This window comes from Streptomyces platensis, from assembly GCF_008704855.1.
In the GTDB taxonomy this organism is placed as follows: domain Bacteria; phylum Actinomycetota; class Actinomycetes; order Streptomycetales; family Streptomycetaceae; genus Streptomyces; species Streptomyces platensis.
The window spans coordinates 1,402,139-1,419,638 of sequence record NZ_CP023691.1 but is presented as its reverse complement, the minus strand read 5'-3'; the positions used below and the strand labels follow the sequence as shown (position 1 = coordinate 1,419,638).

At 73.9% G+C, this 17,500-nt stretch carries 17 protein-coding genes and 1 pseudogene; 8 read left to right on the top strand and 10 right to left on the bottom strand.

The window, feature by feature from the left end:
- Positions 1-7: 7 nt before the first annotated feature.
- Positions 8-769: a maleylpyruvate isomerase family mycothiol-dependent enzyme gene (locus CP981_RS05930; protein WP_085928581.1), complete on the bottom strand. Its 762-nt coding sequence runs from the start codon at positions 767-769 to the stop codon at positions 8-10.
- A gap of 108 nt (positions 770-877) precedes the next feature.
- Positions 878-2,107 (bottom strand): MFS transporter, encoded by a 1,230-nt coding sequence (locus CP981_RS05925; protein ID WP_085928582.1) that lies wholly within the window; start codon positions 2,105-2,107, stop codon positions 878-880.
- Positions 2,108-2,124: 17 nt separating this feature from the next.
- Here CP981_RS05925 and CP981_RS05920 point away from each other — a divergent pair, with 17 nt between their 5' ends.
- From CP981_RS05920 to CP981_RS05900, 5 genes and pseudogenes are all read left to right on the top strand, one after another.
- Positions 2,125-3,345 (top strand): ROK family protein, encoded by a 1,221-nt coding sequence (locus tag CP981_RS05920; protein WP_085928583.1) that lies wholly within the window; start codon positions 2,125-2,127, stop codon positions 3,343-3,345.
- 238 nt (positions 3,346-3,583) lie between these two features.
- Positions 3,584-3,727 (top strand): annotated as a pseudogene (locus CP981_RS39480) (ATP-binding protein); the annotation flags it as partial.
- Positions 3,728-3,884: 157 nt separating this feature from the next.
- Entirely contained in the window at positions 3,885-4,847 is a 963-nt protein-coding gene (locus CP981_RS05910) for an ATP-binding protein (protein ID WP_107429616.1), read from the top strand.
- Between the two features lie 17 nt (positions 4,848-4,864).
- Positions 4,865-5,062 (top strand): response regulator transcription factor, encoded by a 198-nt coding sequence (locus tag CP981_RS05905; RefSeq protein WP_158092713.1) that lies wholly within the window; start codon positions 4,865-4,867, stop codon positions 5,060-5,062.
- 9 nt (positions 5,063-5,071) lie between these two features.
- Positions 5,072-5,455: a PPOX class F420-dependent oxidoreductase gene (locus CP981_RS05900; RefSeq protein ID WP_085928585.1), complete on the top strand. Its 384-nt coding sequence runs from the start codon at positions 5,072-5,074 to the stop codon at positions 5,453-5,455.
- Positions 5,456-5,489: 34 nt separating this feature from the next.
- On the opposite strand, the gene CP981_RS05895 is transcribed toward CP981_RS05900, so the two are convergent.
- From CP981_RS05895 to CP981_RS05885, 3 genes are read right to left on the bottom strand one after another with little or no spacing between them, the layout of a single operon-like run.
- Positions 5,490-6,458 (bottom strand): phosphotriesterase family protein, encoded by a 969-nt coding sequence (locus CP981_RS05895; protein WP_085928586.1) that lies wholly within the window; start codon positions 6,456-6,458, stop codon positions 5,490-5,492.
- Positions 6,455-7,039, bottom strand: a complete 585-nt coding sequence (locus CP981_RS05890; RefSeq protein WP_085928587.1) for a DUF4865 family protein — start codon at positions 7,037-7,039, stop codon at positions 6,455-6,457. Before CP981_RS05890 ends, CP981_RS05895 begins: the two co-directional genes overlap by 4 nt.
- Before the next feature lie 31 nt (positions 7,040-7,070).
- Entirely contained in the window at positions 7,071-7,673 is a 603-nt protein-coding gene (locus CP981_RS05885) for a TetR/AcrR family transcriptional regulator (RefSeq protein ID WP_085928588.1), read from the bottom strand.
- Between the two features lie 267 nt (positions 7,674-7,940).
- Between CP981_RS05885 and CP981_RS05880 the strand changes: the two genes are divergently transcribed.
- Entirely contained in the window at positions 7,941-8,246 is a 306-nt protein-coding gene (locus tag CP981_RS05880) for an SHOCT domain-containing protein (protein WP_085928589.1), read from the top strand.
- A gap of 45 nt (positions 8,247-8,291) precedes the next feature.
- Here CP981_RS05880 and CP981_RS05875 read toward each other — a convergent pair whose 3' ends face one another.
- Together CP981_RS05875 and CP981_RS05870 are read right to left on the bottom strand one after the other, a co-directional pair.
- Complete coding sequence (locus CP981_RS05875; RefSeq protein ID WP_085928590.1) at positions 8,292-8,798, bottom strand: ATP-binding protein; 507 nt, start codon at positions 8,796-8,798, stop codon at positions 8,292-8,294.
- 175 nt (positions 8,799-8,973) lie between these two features.
- Complete coding sequence (locus CP981_RS05870; RefSeq protein WP_085928591.1) at positions 8,974-9,261, bottom strand: hypothetical protein; 288 nt, start codon at positions 9,259-9,261, stop codon at positions 8,974-8,976.
- 241 nt (positions 9,262-9,502) lie between these two features.
- Between CP981_RS05870 and CP981_RS05865 the strand changes: the two genes are divergently transcribed.
- A complete protein-coding gene (locus CP981_RS05865) occupies positions 9,503-10,660 on the top strand; it encodes a PLP-dependent cysteine synthase family protein (protein WP_208852901.1) in 1,158 nt (385 codons plus the stop codon).
- Between the two features lie 27 nt (positions 10,661-10,687).
- Here CP981_RS05865 and CP981_RS05860 read toward each other — a convergent pair whose 3' ends face one another.
- Together CP981_RS05860 and CP981_RS05855 are read right to left on the bottom strand one after the other, a co-directional pair.
- Positions 10,688-11,161: an SRPBCC family protein gene (locus tag CP981_RS05860; protein WP_085928592.1), complete on the bottom strand. Its 474-nt coding sequence runs from the start codon at positions 11,159-11,161 to the stop codon at positions 10,688-10,690.
- Positions 11,162-11,225: 64 nt separating this feature from the next.
- On the bottom strand, positions 11,226-12,071 hold the full coding sequence (locus CP981_RS05855; RefSeq protein WP_085928593.1) for a DeoR/GlpR family DNA-binding transcription regulator: 846 nt from the start codon (positions 12,069-12,071) through the stop codon (positions 11,226-11,228).
- 571 nt (positions 12,072-12,642) lie between these two features.
- Between CP981_RS05855 and CP981_RS05850 the strand changes: the two genes are divergently transcribed.
- A complete protein-coding gene (locus CP981_RS05850; RefSeq protein WP_208852900.1) occupies positions 12,643-15,060 on the top strand; it encodes a hypothetical protein in 2,418 nt (805 codons plus the stop codon).
- Here CP981_RS05850 and CP981_RS05845 read toward each other — a convergent pair.
- Entirely contained in the window at positions 15,030-17,468 is a 2,439-nt protein-coding gene (locus CP981_RS05845) for a right-handed parallel beta-helix repeat-containing protein (RefSeq protein ID WP_085924061.1), read from the bottom strand. The two genes, CP981_RS05850 and CP981_RS05845, sit on opposite strands and share 31 nt — an antisense overlap.
- Positions 17,469-17,500 lie beyond the last annotated feature (32 nt).

Genomic DNA, 17,500 nt, shown 5'->3' with positions numbered 1-17,500 from the left:
CGATCCGTCAGACGCCGCCCCGCTCCTGCCACAGCCGGGACAGGGTCTCGTCGCCGGTGATGGTCAGCGCGTCCCACGGGAGGCGGTTCCACAGCGCGAGATACAGCTCCTCGGCCGGGCCCTCGATCGTGCAGTCGGCCGGCTTTCCGGCGTCCGGAGCGCCGGCGTCGGGGGTGGTGCGCACCGTCTGCGGCGGGGCGTCGGAGAGGTGCACGGTCCAGTCGGCGCCGGGGGAGTTCACGGCCCGCAGCCGCAGCGTACGGGGCGTGTCCGTACGGACCCGGCTGCGGTCGCGGGCGTGAAAGCCCGTCAGGAGTTCATCGATGCCGTCGGCGGCGAAGGCGGACGGGAGCGGGGTGAGGGAGGCGCCGATCGCCTGCTGGGCGTCCGCGCGGTGCACCGAGGTCTCGTGCGCCTGCCGGCGGGCCCAGAACGCCAGGGGGGACGGGGCGGGCAGGAACGTCCAGGCGGAGAGGTCCTGCCGTGCGGAGTGCAGTGCCAGGACGAGGTGGTGGTGGCCCTCGCGGAGCCAGGGCACGAGCTCGTCATCGGCCAGATCCGGGGCCTCGGGGGGACGGCTGGGCTGCTGCACGCCCTGTGTCACGAACTCCGTCGCCCAGCGGTGCACCTGTCCGACATGGGTGACCAGATCCCGCATCTGCCAGTCGGGACAGGCCGGAATCCGGGCATCCGGCCCCGCCTCCTGCGCGGCATCGGCGAGCAGGCCGCCGTCCAGTCGCAGCGTTTCGACGAACTCAGTGATCTCCATACCCACGAGTCTGCCAGCCGGCACTGACAGCGAACCCCCGCGGGTCCGGACGCTGACGGCACAGCGGGAGGTGGGCCGGGGGACGGCGCCCGAGGTCGCCCCGGTGCGTCACGTTCGCCCGGTGTGTGCCCGGCGGGTGGCGTAGGCGATACCCGCCGCGAGCGCGGCGAGGAGGGCGACCGTGGTCAGCGCGGCGGGCAGCCCGACCGCCTCGGCGAGGAAGCCGATGGCGGGCGGGCCGAGCAGCATGCCGCCGTAGCCGACCGTGGAGGCCACGGCGACGCCGTCCGGACCGCCGGTCTCGCCGGCCCGTGCCAGGGCGATGGGGAAGATGTTGGCGAGGCCCAGGCCTGCGACGGCGAAGCCCGCACAGGCCCACCAGGCCGTGGGCGCGAGCGCGCCGAGGAGCATCCCCGCGGTCGCCGTCGTGCCGCCCGCGATCAGCGCCCGGGCCGCGCCGAAGCGCTGCACGACCGCCGTTCCGGACAGCCGCCCCACGGTCATCGCCAGCGCGAACACCGCGTAGCCTGCCGCGGCCGTGCCGGGCCCGGCGTCCAGGTCCTGGGAGAGGTGCAGCGCGCCCCAGTCGGCCATCGCCCCCTCGCCGTACGCGGTGCACAGGGCGATCAGCCCGAACACGAGCACCGGACGGCGCGCCCGGCCCGCCCGGCTGTTCCCCGGGTGGCGGTCCTCCGGCGCGGGCAACTGCTCGGGAACCTCCGGCACCGGGTTGCGGCACAGCGCGCGCCCCGCGACGAGCGTCACCAGCAGCCCGATCACGGCGAGCACCAGCAGATGGACGGTGGCGGACAGCCCGCCCGCGAGCAGTCCGCCGAGGCCCGCGCCGAGCATGCCGCCCAGGCTGAAGGCGGCGTGGAAGCCCGGCATCACGGGGCGCCGCAGGGCGCCGATGAGTGCGACTGCGGCGCTGTTCATCGCGACGTTGAGCGCGCCGTACGCGGCGCCGAAGACCAGCAGGACGAGTCCCAGCGCGGTCGCGGAGCGGGTGAGCGGCGGCAGCACGATGCTCAGGGAAAGGGCGGCCGCGGCGGCGACCGTCACCAGGGGGCTGCCGAACCGCCGGCACAGTCGTCCGGCGATCATCATGAAGGCGACCGCGCCGGCCGACACGCCGAGCAGGGCGAGCCCGAGGCTGCCCGCTCCGGCGCCGGTCTGCGCCTTGATCGCGGGGATCCGGACGACCCATCCGGCGAAGAGGAAGCCGTCCATGGCGAAGAATGCGGTGAGCGCGATACGGGAGCGGGTCAGGCGCGGCTCGGTGGGGACGGAGCCCTGGTTCCCCGTGAGGGCCCTCCGCATTTTGTTTAGCGTCGGCACAAAGTCAGAATAGGGGTGTGACCCAGACTCGGACAACCAGGCTGGAGCGGGGCCGCGGCGCCCTCGGACCCGCACTGGAGCTCGTACACACCGGCCGCGCGCCCACCCGCGCCGTCCTGACCTCCGAACTCGGCGTGACCCGCGCGACCGCGGGAGCGGTGGCCGCCGAGCTCGAAGCGCTCGGACTGATCACCGTCGACTCCCGGCCGACCGCCTCGGCCGGCTCCCAAGGGCGGCCCTCCCACCGGCTGTTCGTCGCCGAGCGCGGACCGGTCGTGCTCGCCGCGCAGATCCACGCGGACGGGTTCCGGGTCGCGCTGGTCGGCCTCGGCGGCCGCATCGTGGCGACCTCGACCGGCTGCGGCGCCATCCCCGCCGACCCGGCGCATGTGCTCGCCGACGTCGTCGCGGCCGGCGCCGACCTGCTGCGTGAGACCGGACGGCGCTGCCTCGGCGCCGGTCTCGCGGTGCCCTCCGCCGTCGCCGAACCGGACGGCGAGGCCCTCAACCCGCTGCACCTCGCCTGGCCCCGGGGCGCCCCCGTACGCGCCCTCTTCCTGCGCTCGCTCGCCGAGGCCGGCATCCCGGGAGTCACCGAGGAGATCGGCTTCAGCGGCAACGATGTCAACCTCATGGCGCTCGCCGAACACCGGCACGGGGCCGGCCGGGGCGCCCGTGACCTGCTCTGTGTGGCCTCCGGGCACCGGGGCGTCGGCGGGGCGCTGGTGCTCGACGGCCGTCTGCACAGCGGCAGTTCGGGCCTGGCGCTGGAGGTCGGCCATCTGACCGTTCACCCCGAGGGGGCGCCCTGCCACTGCGGCAGCCGCGGCTGCCTGGACGTCGAGGCGGACCCGCTCGCCTTCCTCGGCGCCGCGGGCCGCGCACCGGGCCCCGAGGGCTCCCTGCTCCAGCAGTCCGCCGATCTACTGCGGGACGAGTACGCCGATCCGGGCGTGCGCGCCGCGGCGGACCTCCTCATCGACCGCCTCGGGCTGGGCCTCGCCGGCCTCGTCAACATCCTCAACCCCGACCGCATCGTCCTCGGCGGACTGCATCGCGCCCTGCTGGAGGCCGACCCGGAACGGCTGCGCGCGGTGGTCGCCGACCGCAGCCTGTGGGGCCGCAGCGGCGGGGTGCCGATCCTGCCGTGCAGCCTCGACCACAACAGCCTGGTCGGCGCGGCCGAACTGGCCTGGCAGCCGGTGCTGGACGATCCGCTGGTCGTCCTCGACCGGTAGGGGGTGGGTGGAGTCCGGGGCGGCCCCCGGCACGGGGCGGCGCATCCGTCAGCAGGCGGAGGGGGTGACCGCCGGCCGCCGCGCCCGGCCGCCCTCGCTCGACAGCGGGACGCGGCGCGTCGATTTCTTCCGGTCCGCGGCGGTTGCCGGCGCACATCCTCGGGTGCCCGCCGTCGGCGAACGCCGCTTTTACGGCCGCCCACGGTAGCCGGCCGCAACGGGCCTACAACTACAGGGGATCGCCCGGCTCCTGGAACGCGCCGCCGCCGGCCACGGGCAGGCGCTGTTCGTGCACGGGGAACCGGGCATCGGCAAGACCGCCCTGGTGACCGAGGCCGCGCGGCACGCCGGGCGGCTGGGCATGCAGGTGCTCACCGGATCGGCGGAGGAGACGAGCGGTGCCTGCCGTTCTCGGCAGTCTCGGGCTGCCTCGGCGTGGACGCGGCGTCCGCCGACCCCCGGCGGGTGCGCGTCGCCCACGTCCTGTCCGGTGAGGGCCGGCAGGGCGCGGCCGGAGCACCGGCGGGACCGTCCTGGGGGTGGACTTCGCCACCGTCGAGGCGTTCCTCGGCCTGGTGGACGAGCTGTGTGCGGCGGGACCGGTCCTGATGGTGCTGGACGGCCTTCACTGGGCGGATGCGGCAAGCCTGCTGATACTGCGCCGGTTGCAGCGGGTCATGGCCCAGCTGCCGCTGATGCTGATCGGCGCCTACCGGACCGTGCCCCGGGTCGCGGCGCTCGCCGGACTCCGCGCCGGCTCCGACGGCGTCCGGCCCGCGGAGCTGTCCCTGGGGCCCCTGGAGCCGTCCGCCGTCACCGCGCTGGTGACGGACCTCGTTGGCGCCCCGCCCGGCACGGCGCTGGCCGCGCGGGTCGCCGAGGCGGCCGGAAACCCCCTGTACGTCACCGAGTTGATCACCGCGCTCGACCGGGAGTCGGCCATCACGGTGCGTGCCGGAGCCGCCGAGGTCAGCGGCTTCACGGCACCGGCGTCGCTGGCGGACGCCCTGGTACACCGGCTGAGCTTCCTGTCCGAGGACGCCCGCCACCTGTTGCGGGTGGCCGCCGTGCTCGGCTCCCGCTTCGCCGTCAGCCTGCTGACGAAGGTGCTCGGCAGAGGCGCCGGCGACGTACTGGCCCCGGTCATGGAGGCCGTCGAGGCCGGTGTGCTGACCGGCGCCGGTGAGCAACTGGCCTTCCGGCACGATCTGATCCGCCGGGTGCTGCACGACGCCCAGCCCCGGTCCGTGCGGGTCACCGTGCACCAGGAGGCCGGCCGCGCGCTGGCGGAAGCCGGTGCGCCGGTCGAGCGGCGCGCGGCAGGCCACGGACCGGATCGAGGCCATCGCGCGGACCAGCGGCGCACCGCACCACCACGCCGACGCGCTCCGCTGCCGGGGGCTCCTGGCGGGCCGCCCCGAGCTGCTCCTCGAAGCCGCCGAGCGCTTTCCGCCGCGGCCACCACGGCGAGCCGCAGGCCGGCGCCGGCTGGGACTCCCTGACGGCGACCCAGCTCACGGTGGCCTCGTACGTCGCCCAGGGCCTGCCGAACCCGGAGATCGCGGCACGGATGTTCGTCTCCCGCCGCACCACACAGACCCATGTCTCGCACATCCTCGCCTGGCTGGGACTCTCCTCCCGCGTCGAGCTCGCCACCGCCTACGCCCGGCGGCAGGGCCGGGGACCAGGGCGCAGCGGAACGCGGCGGAGTCCGTAGGCTGCGGCCATGATTCCCGAAGCGGTCGCGCGCAGTCCGTACGTCAGCTTGATCACCTTCCGCCGGAACGGGACGCCGGTGGCCACCCCCGTATGGGCGGTGGCCGAAGGGGCGGAACTCCTGGTGTGGACGCGGGACGACAGCTGGAAGGTGAAGCGGCTGCGGCACGACCCGCGGGTGACCGTCACCCCGTGCGATGTGCGCGGCCGGATCGCCGAGGGCGCCCGGACCGTCGAGGGCACCGGCCGGCTCCTGGAGGGCGCGGCCGGGCTGGGCCGGGTGCGCAAGGCGATGGCGCGCAAATACGGGCTGCGGTTCCGGCTGATGGACGTGGTCGGTGCGCTGGTGCGCGGCGGCAAGCGGCCGCATGTGGGGATCTCGGTCACCCTGTAGTGGCCGGGCCTGCTGCCCGGGCGACCGGCCCCGTTCACCGGCTGTGGTGCGGCGCCCGAGCCCAGTCGGCGGCGAAGGCGCGCGCCGGATTGGCCGTCAGAAACCGGGTCACCAGGTCCGCACCCAGGGTGCGGACCAGCCGCTCCCGGTGGCGGCACAGCAGATACGGCATCCCCGGGCCGCCGTTGACCGAGCGGGCCCCGGCCGTGGTGGTGTCGCCGCCCACCAGGATCCGGTCGGCGAAGCCCGCGTCGGCGAGCGCGGCCACCGCCTCGGGCAGCCGCCAGTCGGTCGCGTGATGGGCCCGCGAGGGGCCGTCGAAGGCCAGGTACGCCCCGGCCCCGGCGGCCGCCCGGTGCACGACGAGGTCCGGCGAACGGTTGAGATGACCGAGGATCACCCGGTCCGGCGGGACCGCCAACGTGCCGCAGAGCAGGTCGAGTACGTCCAGCGCCCCGGTGCCCAGCTCCAGGTGGACGCCGATGGCGGCGCCGGTCGCCCGCTGCGCCTCGGCGGCGGCCGTCATGGTCTGCCGGGCGTGCCGGTCCAGCCCGTGGAAGCCGCCGGCGACCTTGATCATCCCGGCCCGGGGCCCGGTGCCGCCGATCCCCTCGGTCAGCTCGCTGACGAACAGCCCGGCCAGATCCGCACCGACCCGCGTCAGCAGCTCGGGGGAGTAGTGCGCCGCCTGGTGCAGTCCGGTGGCGGAGACGATCCGTACGCCCGACTCCCGTGCCAGCCGCGGCAGTTCAGCGGCGCGGCGGCCCATGCCGTACGGCGTCCACTGGATCACCGCCGCGCCGCCGGCCGCGCGAAAGGCGCTCAGCTCGGCGGCCGCCGCCTCGGCGTCGTCCAACTCCTGCCCCGGGAGTTGCGGGCTGCGCAGGAAAAGATGGTCGTGGGCGTCGCAGATGCCGAGGTCGGCGGGCGCGATATCGCCGAGGACGGTACGGATGGCGGGGGAGGCGGGGGCCACGGGCTCGTCCGCGGGGGCCCGGTTCACCACTGCCGTCCCTCGCCCAGCAGGCCGATGCCCGGGGCGGACAGATGCAGCACCTGGTAGCGGTCGCCCGCGGACCGCGGGGCGTTGTCCGCCCAGAGGGTGAAGTGGACCAGTTCCCAGCGCCGCGGGTCGAGGGCCAGCGCGGTGGTGTGCACCCCCTCCGTCGTGGCCAGCTCCTCGTGTCCGGCGATCGCTTGGGCGATGACGGTGGCGGAGTCGGCGTCCTCGGCGAGCGTCACGGTGCGCCGGGTGAAGGCGCGGGGGAGCGCACCGGCGGCCGGGCCCGGGCGGTGGAAGAGCCCCTGCCAGTGCTGGACGGCCGGCCGTCCGAAGTCGCGGACCACACCGCGGAATCCGTCCCCCAGGAGGAAGCGGTTCATGGCCTCCGGGTCGGCCCAGAGGTAGAACGGCGCGTACTGGTTGACCGGCGCGTCGTCGACCCCGCGCTCCCGGATCCCGTACGCCTTCAGGCCGAGCCCGGCGAAGTCGTCCAGGAGGTGACCCCTGGTCCGGACGCGGTCCCGGATGATCTGCATGTCGTAGTCGGCGGGCAGGGTGATCGCGTACTGCATGGCGTGCATGACGGCTCCGTACGGGTGCGGGGAAGGGGGCTCAGCCGGTGGTGCGGGTGCCGGGCGTGCACTGGGCGGCGAGCAGCGCCAGCACGCCCTGCACGGCGGCGTCGAAGGGGGCGGGGTCGTCGGCCGCACGGGCCAGGACATAGCCGCCCTGGACGACGGCCGCGACGGCCGCGGCCCCGGCCGCCGGGTCCAGTTCGGCGGCCAGCTCACCCCGGCGCTGCCCTTCGGCGAGCACCTCGGCGATCCGGCCCTGGAGCCAGCCGAACAGCTCGTCCAGCGGCTGCCGCAGCTCCGCACTGCGCACCACATCGCGGTCCTGCGTCATCCGGCCGATCGGGCAGCCGCGCAGCACCCGCCGCTCGCGCAGCAGATACGCCGCGATGCGGTCGTACGCCGTACCGGGACCGCCCAGGCACGATTCGGCGCCCTGCTTCAGCTCCTCCGCGGTACGCCGGATCGCCGCCAGGGCGAGCTCGGACTTGCCCGAGAAGTGGTGGTACATGCTGCCCTGGCCGACACCCGCGCGCTCCAGGATCGCCTTGGGGCTGGTACCGACATAGCCCCGTTCCCACAGCAGCTCCTGGGTGCTCCGGACGAGTCGCTCCTGTGTGCGGAGCGGTTCCTGAGTGCTCATACAGCGCACTGTACATACTAGTAGTTACAGTGATCAAGGAAGGAGGGGAGGTGAGGGGTGAACAGGGGCGCGCGGGGGGCGTGCGGGCGGTGGGGAGCAGCCGTCGGTGCCCCGTGTACTTCCCGCGTCGTACGGACGGAGCCGCTGGCCGTACGACGACCGGCGGCCCCCGAAGGGCGAGGCTCGAAGGAGACCGGAAGCACCCGGTCCGCCCGGGGCCGAAGGCCCCGGCCGACCCCTCCCCCACCCAGCTAGGAGCTGATTGCGATGTCCGGACTCGCCGACCCCTGGTCCGGCGGTGGCCCCGGCCCCTGGATCCTGTTCGCCCCCTTCGTCTGGGCGCTGGTCATCGTCGGCGTGGTGACACTGCTGCGCCGCACCGTATGGCGCCGCGGCGGGCCCGGACGGCAGTTCCGCGGCCCGCAGTACCCCGCGCGCGCCGATGCGCCCTCGCCCCTGGCCGTCCTCGGCCGGCGCTTCGCCGCGGGCGAGATCGACGAGGAGGAGTACTGGCGCCGGCTCTCCGTCCTGGAGGAACACTTCGCCACGGGCCCCAAGGGGGGCGCGGCCTGACCGCCGAGGCGGGGCGGCCCCGGCGGCGCTGACCGGGCCGGCCCGTCAGCCGACCCTGGTGCCCCGTATGCGGGGGTGTGTCCCGGCCACCGTACGGGCGTCCCCCAACGGCACGGACTCCCCGTATCCGCAGACCGTACGGGCCTCTTCGGGCGGCGTGGTCAGGGCCGGAAGGGTGAACCACACGACCTTGCCGCTGCCGTCCGGGCGCACCCCCCAGCTCTCGCTGAGCGCCGCGATCAGCGCCAGCCCGCGGCCGCAGGTCTCCCAGCTCTCGGGGACCCGGATCCGGGGAAGCCGGGGGTCCTCGTCGTGCACCGACACCGTCAACTGATCAAGAAGAACGCACAGTTCCACGGTGCAGTGCTTGCTGGGACGGGCGTGCCGGTGCACATTGGCGAGGAGTTCGGTCACCCCGAGGGCCGCAGGGTCTATCAGGGCGTCAAGACGCCAGTGCCGCAGCTGGGCGGAGACGATTCTGCGCACATGTCCGATGCGAGCCGGAACGGCTTGGAGCTCCACCGTGCAGTGCCTGCTGGGCTGCCTGATCACGACCGCGACTCCCTGATGAGGCCGGGCGCCCCTCGTACCGGGCAGGGGCGAAGATCGGATCCAGCGATGCCGACTACACCACAGCGTCACCGCTGGTGAACCCTCAGTGATACGAGTCCAGGGTCAGTCGGCCGCAGCGCTCCCGCAACCGCACCTCCTCGGCCGGAGCAGGCCGTCAGCGGTGCGGCGGGCGTGCCGCCTCCAGGGCCTTGAGGAAGAGTTCCGGGGCGCCGAGCGTGAGCGAATAGCGGTGCCCGTTGAGCGTGGCAAGCGCCCGGTCCCGCGCCGCGAACAGCGGTTTATGGGCCTGTACGGCCTGGAGCGGGGCGCTGTCGATCTCGGTTCCGTAGCTGGTCAGCAGCGCCAGCCTGCCATCGCTGATGACGACCTGGCCGGCGCGGGTCAGGGACCGCAGCCACCGCTCGATCCGTACGCCGGTCGCGTTGAACTCAGGCTCCGCCATGCCGGCACCTCCTCGGTAGACGGGCAGCTGCCCTCCACCGCCCCTTGGGGGAAGTCTGCCGGTACCGCGCCCGGCGCACCAGTGGCACCGGCGTGCGGTGCGCACAACACCCCTGCCCCCTGGCCTCCTTGGGGTATCTCAAAGTGATGTTTATGCAGGTGAGAAGGGTGTGGCGGGTGGTTATAGTCGGTAGCGGCCCGCCGTTTTCCACGGGCCTTCGAAACCCCCGGAGGAGCGCGCCGTGACCACCGCACAGCAGCCGCAGAGCCGGCCTGACCACGAGGCCGCGGCCGAAGCCCCGATACCGACCGTCGACGTCGACCGCACGGATCCGGACTACCGAAGCTGGCTCAAAGAGGCCGTGCGCAAGGTCCAGGCGGATGCCAACCGCACCGCCGACACCCACCTGCTGCGCTTCCCGCTGCCCGAGCGGTGGGGCATCGACCTCTACCTCAAGGACGAGTCGACGCACCCCACCGGCAGCCTCAAGCACCGGCTGGCCCGCTCGCTGTTCCTCTACGGGCTGTGCAATGGCTGGATCCGCCCCGGCAAGCCCGTCATCGAGGCCTCCAGCGGCTCCACGGCCGTCTCCGAGGCCTACTTCGCCTCCCTCATCGGGGTGCCGTTCATCGCGGTGATGCCGGCCACCACCAGCCGCGAGAAGACCCGCCTGATCGAGTTCCACGGCGGCACCTGCCATCTGGTGCAGGACCCGCGGACCGTCTACGAGGTCTCCGCCCGGCTCGCCGCCGAATCCGGCGGCCACTACATGGACCAGTTCACCTACGCGGAACGGGCCACCGACTGGCGCGGCAACAACAACATCGCCGAGTCGATCTACCAGCAGCTGCGGCTGGAGCGCTATCCCGAGCCCGCCTGGATCGTGGCCACCGCGGGTACCGGCGGCACCTCCGCGACCATCGCCCGCTATGTCCACTACATGCAGTACGACACCCGCATCTGCGTCCCCGACCCGGAGAACTCTTGCTTCTTCGACGGCTGGCGCACCGGCGACGCGAAGACGGACTGTGCCACCGCCTCCCGTATCGAGGGCATCGGGCGGCCCCGTATGGAACCGAGCTTCGTGCCCGGTGCGATAGACCGCATGATGAAGGTCCCGGACGCGGCCAGCATCGCGGCCGTACGCGCCCTGGAGACCGCGATAGGCCGCAAGGCGGGCGGGTCGACCGGCACCGGGCTGTGGAGCGCCCTGAAGATCGTCGCCGAGATGGTCGCCGACGGCCGTAAGGGATCCGTCGTCACCCTGCTGTGCGACCCCGGCGACCGCTACCTCGACAAGTACTACTCCGACGCCTGGCTGGACGCCCAGGGGCTGGACATCACGCCCTACGCGCGCACCCTTGACGAGTTCCTGGCCACCGGCTCCTGGCCGGCCTGAGCCGCCGGGCGGCGTGCGGAGCCGGGCTCAGGACCGGGTGAGCCTGCGGTCCAGGGCCCGCGCCGACTGCCGGAAGGCGTGACCCAGACCGGGCCGGGCCAGCGTCAGCAGAGCGCGGAACGGCGCCGGGCCGTCCGCCGCGAACGTCCACCGCAGCCGGGTGCCACCGCTCGCCGGTGTCAGCCGCCAGTCCTCCAACAGAGCCCGCAGACCAGGGGCGTTGGTGGTATCGACGCGGTAGGCGTAGTGGGCGTCGGGCTCGGCCGCCAGGACCGTCTCGGTGAAGCGGGTGCCACCGGTCAGCCGCACCTCCCGGCCCGCGCCGCCCTGCGTCGCCGCCGAGCGCGCCACGCCCGTGAACCAGCGCGACCAGCCGGCCACATCGTCCGCCAGCGCCGCGTACACCGCCTTCGGTGGCGCGCTGATCTCCGCGGCGAACACCAGCCGCAATGGGGCGGACTCGACGAAGTCGAGCTCTACGGGGCGGAGTCGGCGTGCCATGGGACGAGCACCCCCTACGGGACGGTCGGCGAGCCTGCGCGGGCTCACCATAGCTGGCGATCCGTCAGATGTCTGCGTCGTCCGGCTGCTCGCCCGCCACCACCAGCTCCGGCGGCAGCTCCGCGAACTCCGCACGCGTCTGCGCGGGAATCCCGGCATCCGTCACCAGCACATCCACCTCGTCCAGCGTGGCGAACGAACTCAGGCCGACGGTGCCCCACTTGGTGTGGTCGGCGACCACCACCACCCGGCGCGCGGACCGCACGAAATGCCGGTTGGTCTCCGCCTCCGCCAGATTCGGCGTCGACAGACCCGCCTCGACCGATATGCCGTGCACCCCGAGGAACAGCACATCGAAGTGCAGCGACCGGATCGCGGCGTCCGCCACCGGGCCCACCAAAGTGTCCGACGGCGTACGCACCCCGCCCGTCAGCACCACCGTCGCGGCCCCCGCGCGCGATCCCGTGCCGCCGCTGGCCGCCGCCCGCTGCGCGGTGTAGAACACATCCGCCACCCGCACCGAATTCGTCACCACCGTCAGATCCGGCACCTCCAGCAGCTGCTGGGCCAGCGCGAACGCGGTCGTACCGCCCGCCAGCGCGATCGCGCTGCCCGGCGCCGCCATCTCGGCCGCCGCCTTGGCGATGTCCTCCTTGGCGCTCAGCTCCAGCCCCGACTTCGCCTCGAAACCGGGCTCATGCGCACTCGGCTCGCTGACCGGCACCGCGCCGCCGTGCACCTTCTCCACCAGGCCCTGGCGGGCCAGCGCATCCAGATCGCGACGGACCGTCATGTCCGACACGTTCAGCTTGCGGGTCAGCTCATTGACCCGCACCCCGCCCCGCCGTCTGACCTCGTCGAGAATCAGGGCACGCCGCTGCTCCGCAAGGAGATTCTGGTTGTCGCTCACCCCGGCCCGTCCCTTCCGCCCCGGCTCACTGTGTCGGGTCGTACGCGCTGGCTCACCGCCTGCGATCACTGATGCCCTCATCCTCGCACGAGGCGCTGACAGTGACGGGGGGGTCGGGGGAGAGGGGGAGGGGATGGCGGGGTGGGGTGGGTGCCGGGGGGCGGGACGACGGTGTGTGTTGGGTGGGGTGAGCGCGGCATGGCGGCGTGGAGGGCGGGTTGGCGGGGCTTCGGGCCTGGGCGTGGCCGGCGCTGGTTTGCCGGCGGCGGTTGGCCCCGGCGGTTGCTCCCCCGCCCCCTCCCCCTCTCCCCTTCGGGGGAGGGGGCGGGGGTGGGTTCGGGGGTGGGGGGACGCGCGAAGCGCGAAGCACGAAGCCGCAAGCGACGCCAACCCGCCGCCACCCCGCCGCCATCACCACCCCGAAGGGCCGCCGCCACCGCCCCCCAACCGCCCCCCCAATCCGCCCCCTCAGAACACCACCCCCCTGTGGTGCTGGATGTCCCCGCAAGGGGAAGAGACAATCCTGGGGCCGTCGCACCGCATGGCGCCGCACGGACTACGGGGGAATTCAGTGGAGACCGCGGACCCGACACCGCACGCCCGCTCAACGGACCGTGACACCGCAGCAGATGGGCCACCGCGCACCGCACCACAGCTCTCCCTGGAGCTGCTGGTGCACGGCGTCGGCGGCACCACCGCCCAGGAGATGCTCGGTGACCCACGAGTCCAGCTGATCACCGGCGACGACACCGCCGCCTGCTACCGCCGTACCGACGACGCGGACGCCGAGCAACGCCCCGACGACTACCGGGGCGAGCCGGTCCGCGAGGCGTACTGCTGGTCCAACCTCACCTCGGGCAACGGCGCCCGCGCCCTGTGGCTGATCCTGGTGCCCTTCATGGTCGCCAACCTCGCCCACTGGATGCGCCCGGCCGCGCCGTCCGAGCACCCGGCCCAGCGGATCTACGACCTGCTCGTACGGATCCTCGCCCTCACCCTCACGGTCCTGCTCGCCGCCGCGGCCTGTGAGGTGGCCCTCGACCTCACCGCCTGGCAGTGCGCCGGCACCACCGTCTGCGCCGCCGGCAAATCCTGGATGGGCTTCCTCAGCCCCGACAACTCCGGCTGGTGGAGCGCCCCGGGCCGCCGTCTCGCGCTCGCGTCCATGGTGCCGCTGCTCGTCATCGGCTTCCTGTGGGGGCTCTCGCGCCGCACCTGGAGTGCCTACGAATCCGCCTCACCGCCGCCGCGGCTGCCCGGCACCTCCCGTGACACCCCGGTCGCCGAACGCACCGCGCTCAGCCGTGAGGGCTTCTGGTACGGCCGCCGGCTGGTCGCCAGGCTGCGCGCCGCGCACACCACGGCCGGTGTGCTGACCGTCGCCGCGGTGCTGCTCGCCGCCGCCGCGAAGGCCGACGGGGACGGCGGCCACCCCGTCCTCGCGGTCACCGGCCGGGCGCTGACCGCTCTGGTCATCGTGCTCGCCGCCGCCACCCTGATCGTGGTCTGGCGCACCGCCCGCAGCGAGGGCGCACCGGATGTCTCCTCGGACCACCTGGTGGTACGGACGCTGCCGTTCGCCTCCCTGGCGGTGCTGGCGCTGACCCTGGTGTACACCGGCTGGGCCCGCCCCGGTGCGCGCAGCCGCGGCCCGCTGCCCGGCGCCGACGCCTTCGGCGGGATCGCCGTCTTCCAGGGCGTGCTGGTCCTGGCGCTGGCGGTGACCGCCTGGGTACTCCAGCGCGCCGCCCGCGACGACGCCCGCACCGCGCTGCGCGGCATGGGCGGGCCCGCCGTCGCGCTGCTGGCCTGCGCGGTCGGCGGGGTGCTGTCCGGGGGCGTCGCCCAGCGCTTCGCGGACTGGCTGGACGGCGGCGCGACCCCCGGCCAGGCGCACGCCCCCATCCCCGGGCCGCCGGTCCTGCTGTCCTGGCAGGCCTCGGTCATTCCCGTGCTGCTGGTCGTCGTCGCCGCGGTCGCGGTGCTCGCCGCCATCCGCATGGTGATCGTCCGCAACCGGGTGGCCAAGGACGTCCCCGGGCTCTACGACCCGCGCGAGCAGCCCGACGCGGGCCGCACCAAGCGCATCGCCGCGACCATCGCCGGCGCCGGACTCACCGACTCCGCGCCCGTCCTGATCGCCGCCACCTCCGCCGTCACTCTCGTCCTCGGGGCCGGTGCGGTGATCGGCGCGTGGCTCACCGGCCGGGCGCCCGGCCGGGCCACCGAAGGCGCACCGCCCGTCGTGCACGCCGCCGCCGAGACCGCGGAGTCGCTGGGGTCCTGGCTGATGGGCGCCGGGGTCATACTGCTGATCACCATGGGCCGGCGCGCCTACCGCGACCACTCCGCCCGCCGCACCATCGGCATCCTGTGGGACGTCGGTACGTTCTGGCCCCGCGCCGCCCACCCCTTCGCACCGCCCTGCTACGCCGAGCGCGCCGTCCCCGACCTCACCTGGCGGATGGCGACCTGGACCGAGCGGTTCGACGGCCGGCTGGTGCTCTCCGGGCACTCGCAGGGCAGTGTGCTGGCGGCCGCCGCGGTCTGGCAGCTGGACCTGGTCACCCGCAGCCGCGTCGCCCTGCTGACGTACGGCAGCCCGCTGGAGCGTCTCTACGGGCGCTGGTTCCCGGCCTTCTTCGGGCCGCCCGCGCTGACCGGACTGCACCGCGAGATGGACGACTGGCGCAATCTGTGGCGCTTCACCGACCCCATCGGCGGCCCGATCCGGCTCACCTGCGAGGGTGGCCGGCGGATCGACCAGGGGCCGCTGCGCGATCCGCTCTCCTTCGGCCGCACGTTGCAGAACCCGCTGCCCGCCCAGATCCTGGGCCATGGCGACTACCAGGCCGACCCGGTCTTCGGGACGGTCCGCGCCGAACTCATCGCCCGGCTCAGCCCGGACCTGCCGGGTCAGCGGCCCGCTGGGGACGAGAGCCCCGAGGGCCGTCCGGCTCAGGGGAGTTCGGGCAGGTCGTCCGGGTAGAGGAGGGTCAGGTCGTCGGTGCTCGGGTCGGTCAGCTGCGCCACCCGGCCCGCGTGCCGCTCGACCATCGCCTCGAACGTCTGCCGTGCGGTGCGGCCGTTGCCGAAGGAGGGGCCCTTGGGGAGCGCGGTGAAGTACTTCAGCAGTGCCTCGCCGGTCCCCTCGGCGAGGCGGTACTCATGCTCCTCGCCCTGCTGCTCGACGATCCGCAGCAGCTCCTCGGGCGCGTAGTCGCCGAAGGTGATGGTCCGTGAGAAGCGGGACGCCACACCGGGGTTGACCGCCAGGAAGCGCTCCATCTCGGCGGTGTAGCCCGCCACGATCACCACCACTGCCTCCCGGTGGTCCTCCATCAGCTTCACGAGGGTGTCGATGGCCTCCTTGCCGAAGTCCCGTCCGGAGTCCTCGGGGGAGAGGGCATACGCCTCGTCGATGAAGAGCACGCCGCCGCGCGCCCGGTCGAACGCCTCCTGGGTACGGATCGCCGTCGAGCCGATGTGCTCGCCCACCAGGTCCACCCGGGACACCTCGACCAGATGCCCGCGCTCCAACACCGCCAGGGCCGCCAGGATTTCGCCGTACAGCCGGGCCACGGTCGTCTTGCCGGTACCGGGGGAGCCGGTGAAGACCAGATGGCGGCGCACCGACGCGGCCTTCAGCCCCGCCTCCTGGCGCCGGCGCCCCACCTCGATCATGTTGATCAGGCTGCGCACCTCACGCTTGACGCTCTCCAGCCCCACCAGGGTGTCCAGCTCGCCCAGCACCTCGTCGGAGGGCCGGCTGCTGACGGCCGGTTCCGCGGCCGCCGGCGCGGGCGCGGCCGGCGGCGGGCCCTGCGCCGGGACGTTGCCCAGCAGCCCGGCCGTCTGGGTCAGCTGCTGCACCGCGGGTGCCGTCGCGCCGGCGGCAGGTGTCGGTACGGCACGGCTCTCGTCGCTGGTGCAGTCCTGGACCGTCGGCCCGTCGCCCTGCCCGGCCCCGCCCTCGGCGAACTCGTAGCCGCCGCGGGCACACCGCTCCGTACGGCACCGGGTCAGTGTCGTACGGCAGCCGTCGATCACATGGAAGCCGAAGCCGGAACTCCCGGTGACCCGGCAGCCCTGGAAGGTGCCGCGGCCCTCCGCGGAGACATAGAACCCGGCCTCGGCCGGTGAACTGACCGTGCAGCCCTCGATGGTGGGGTCCGCGCCCTTGGTGACGATCACGCCGGTCTGCGCACCGTCGATGGTGCAGTTGGCGAGCGTGCCGCCGCTGCCGTGGTCACGGAACCAGGCGCCCGTCGCGGCCTCCCGGATCCGGCAGTCGTCCAGCTGCACGGTCGCCCCGTCGCTCACCGACACCGCGGTGTTGCGGACCTGTGCGATATCGCAGTCGACGACATCGGCGCGGGAGCCCCGGTCCAGGACGAACAGCGCGTCCGGGACATCGTGCACCCGGGTCGAGTCCAGTACGGCGGTGGCGCCGTCGCTCACCCACACCGCCGGGTAGTCGCCCGTACTGTCGTGGATCTCGCACTGGTTGGCGTCCACGCGGGTGCCCGGGTCCCAGACGGACAGCCCGTTGCGTCCGAAGTGCCGCACCGTGCTGCGGGTCAGCGTCAGCACCGAACGGGACCGCAGGTCGACGGCGTTCTCCGGGATGTCGTGGATATCGCAGTCGGCGAGGGTGAGCACCGCGTCGGTGTCCAGGGTGACGCCGTCGGCGGAGGTGCGGTGGACCGTGCAGTCGGTGAAGTGGCCGGTGGCCCGCGACGCGACCTGGATGCCCGCGCCCTTGATCTCGTACAGCTCGCAGCCCACCGCCTCGACCGCGCTGCCCTCGCCGTGCAGCGACAGCCCGGCGCCCGAGGCGTGGTGGATCCGGCAGTTCTCCAGCCGGGGGTGGGCCCCGCCGCGCACCGCCACCCCGGCCTGCCCGGCGGCCATCACCTCGCACTCCTCGAAGACGCCGCCGGCGCCGTCCAGGACGCTGATTCCCACGCCGCCCGCGTTGTCGACCGTGCAGCGGCGCACCGTGGGGCGGGCGCCGCCGCGGACCTCGATGCCGGACGCGGACCGGGTCACCACCCGCAGCCCGGCCAGCTCCGGGGCGCCGTCCTCCACCAGCAGCGCGGGCGCGGCCGAATCCGTCGCCTCCAGATGCAGATCGTGGACGGTGGCCGAGGCGCGTACCGTCAGCGCCACCCCGTCGGACGGGGCGATCCGCACCGAACCGCGCGCGCCGTCCGGGCCGCGCAGCGTCACCGCGCGCGCCAGCACCAGATTCTCGCGGTAGGTACCGGCCGGGACGGTCAGCACATCACCGTCCCCGGCGGCCTCCAGGGCGGCGGCGAGCGAGCTGTACTCCCCTGTACGGCGTCGCCAACGGGACGTTCCGGAGTGCGTCACCTGGACCGAGCCCTGTGCCATGGCGCTGTCGTGCCCCCACTTCGTGCGGCTGT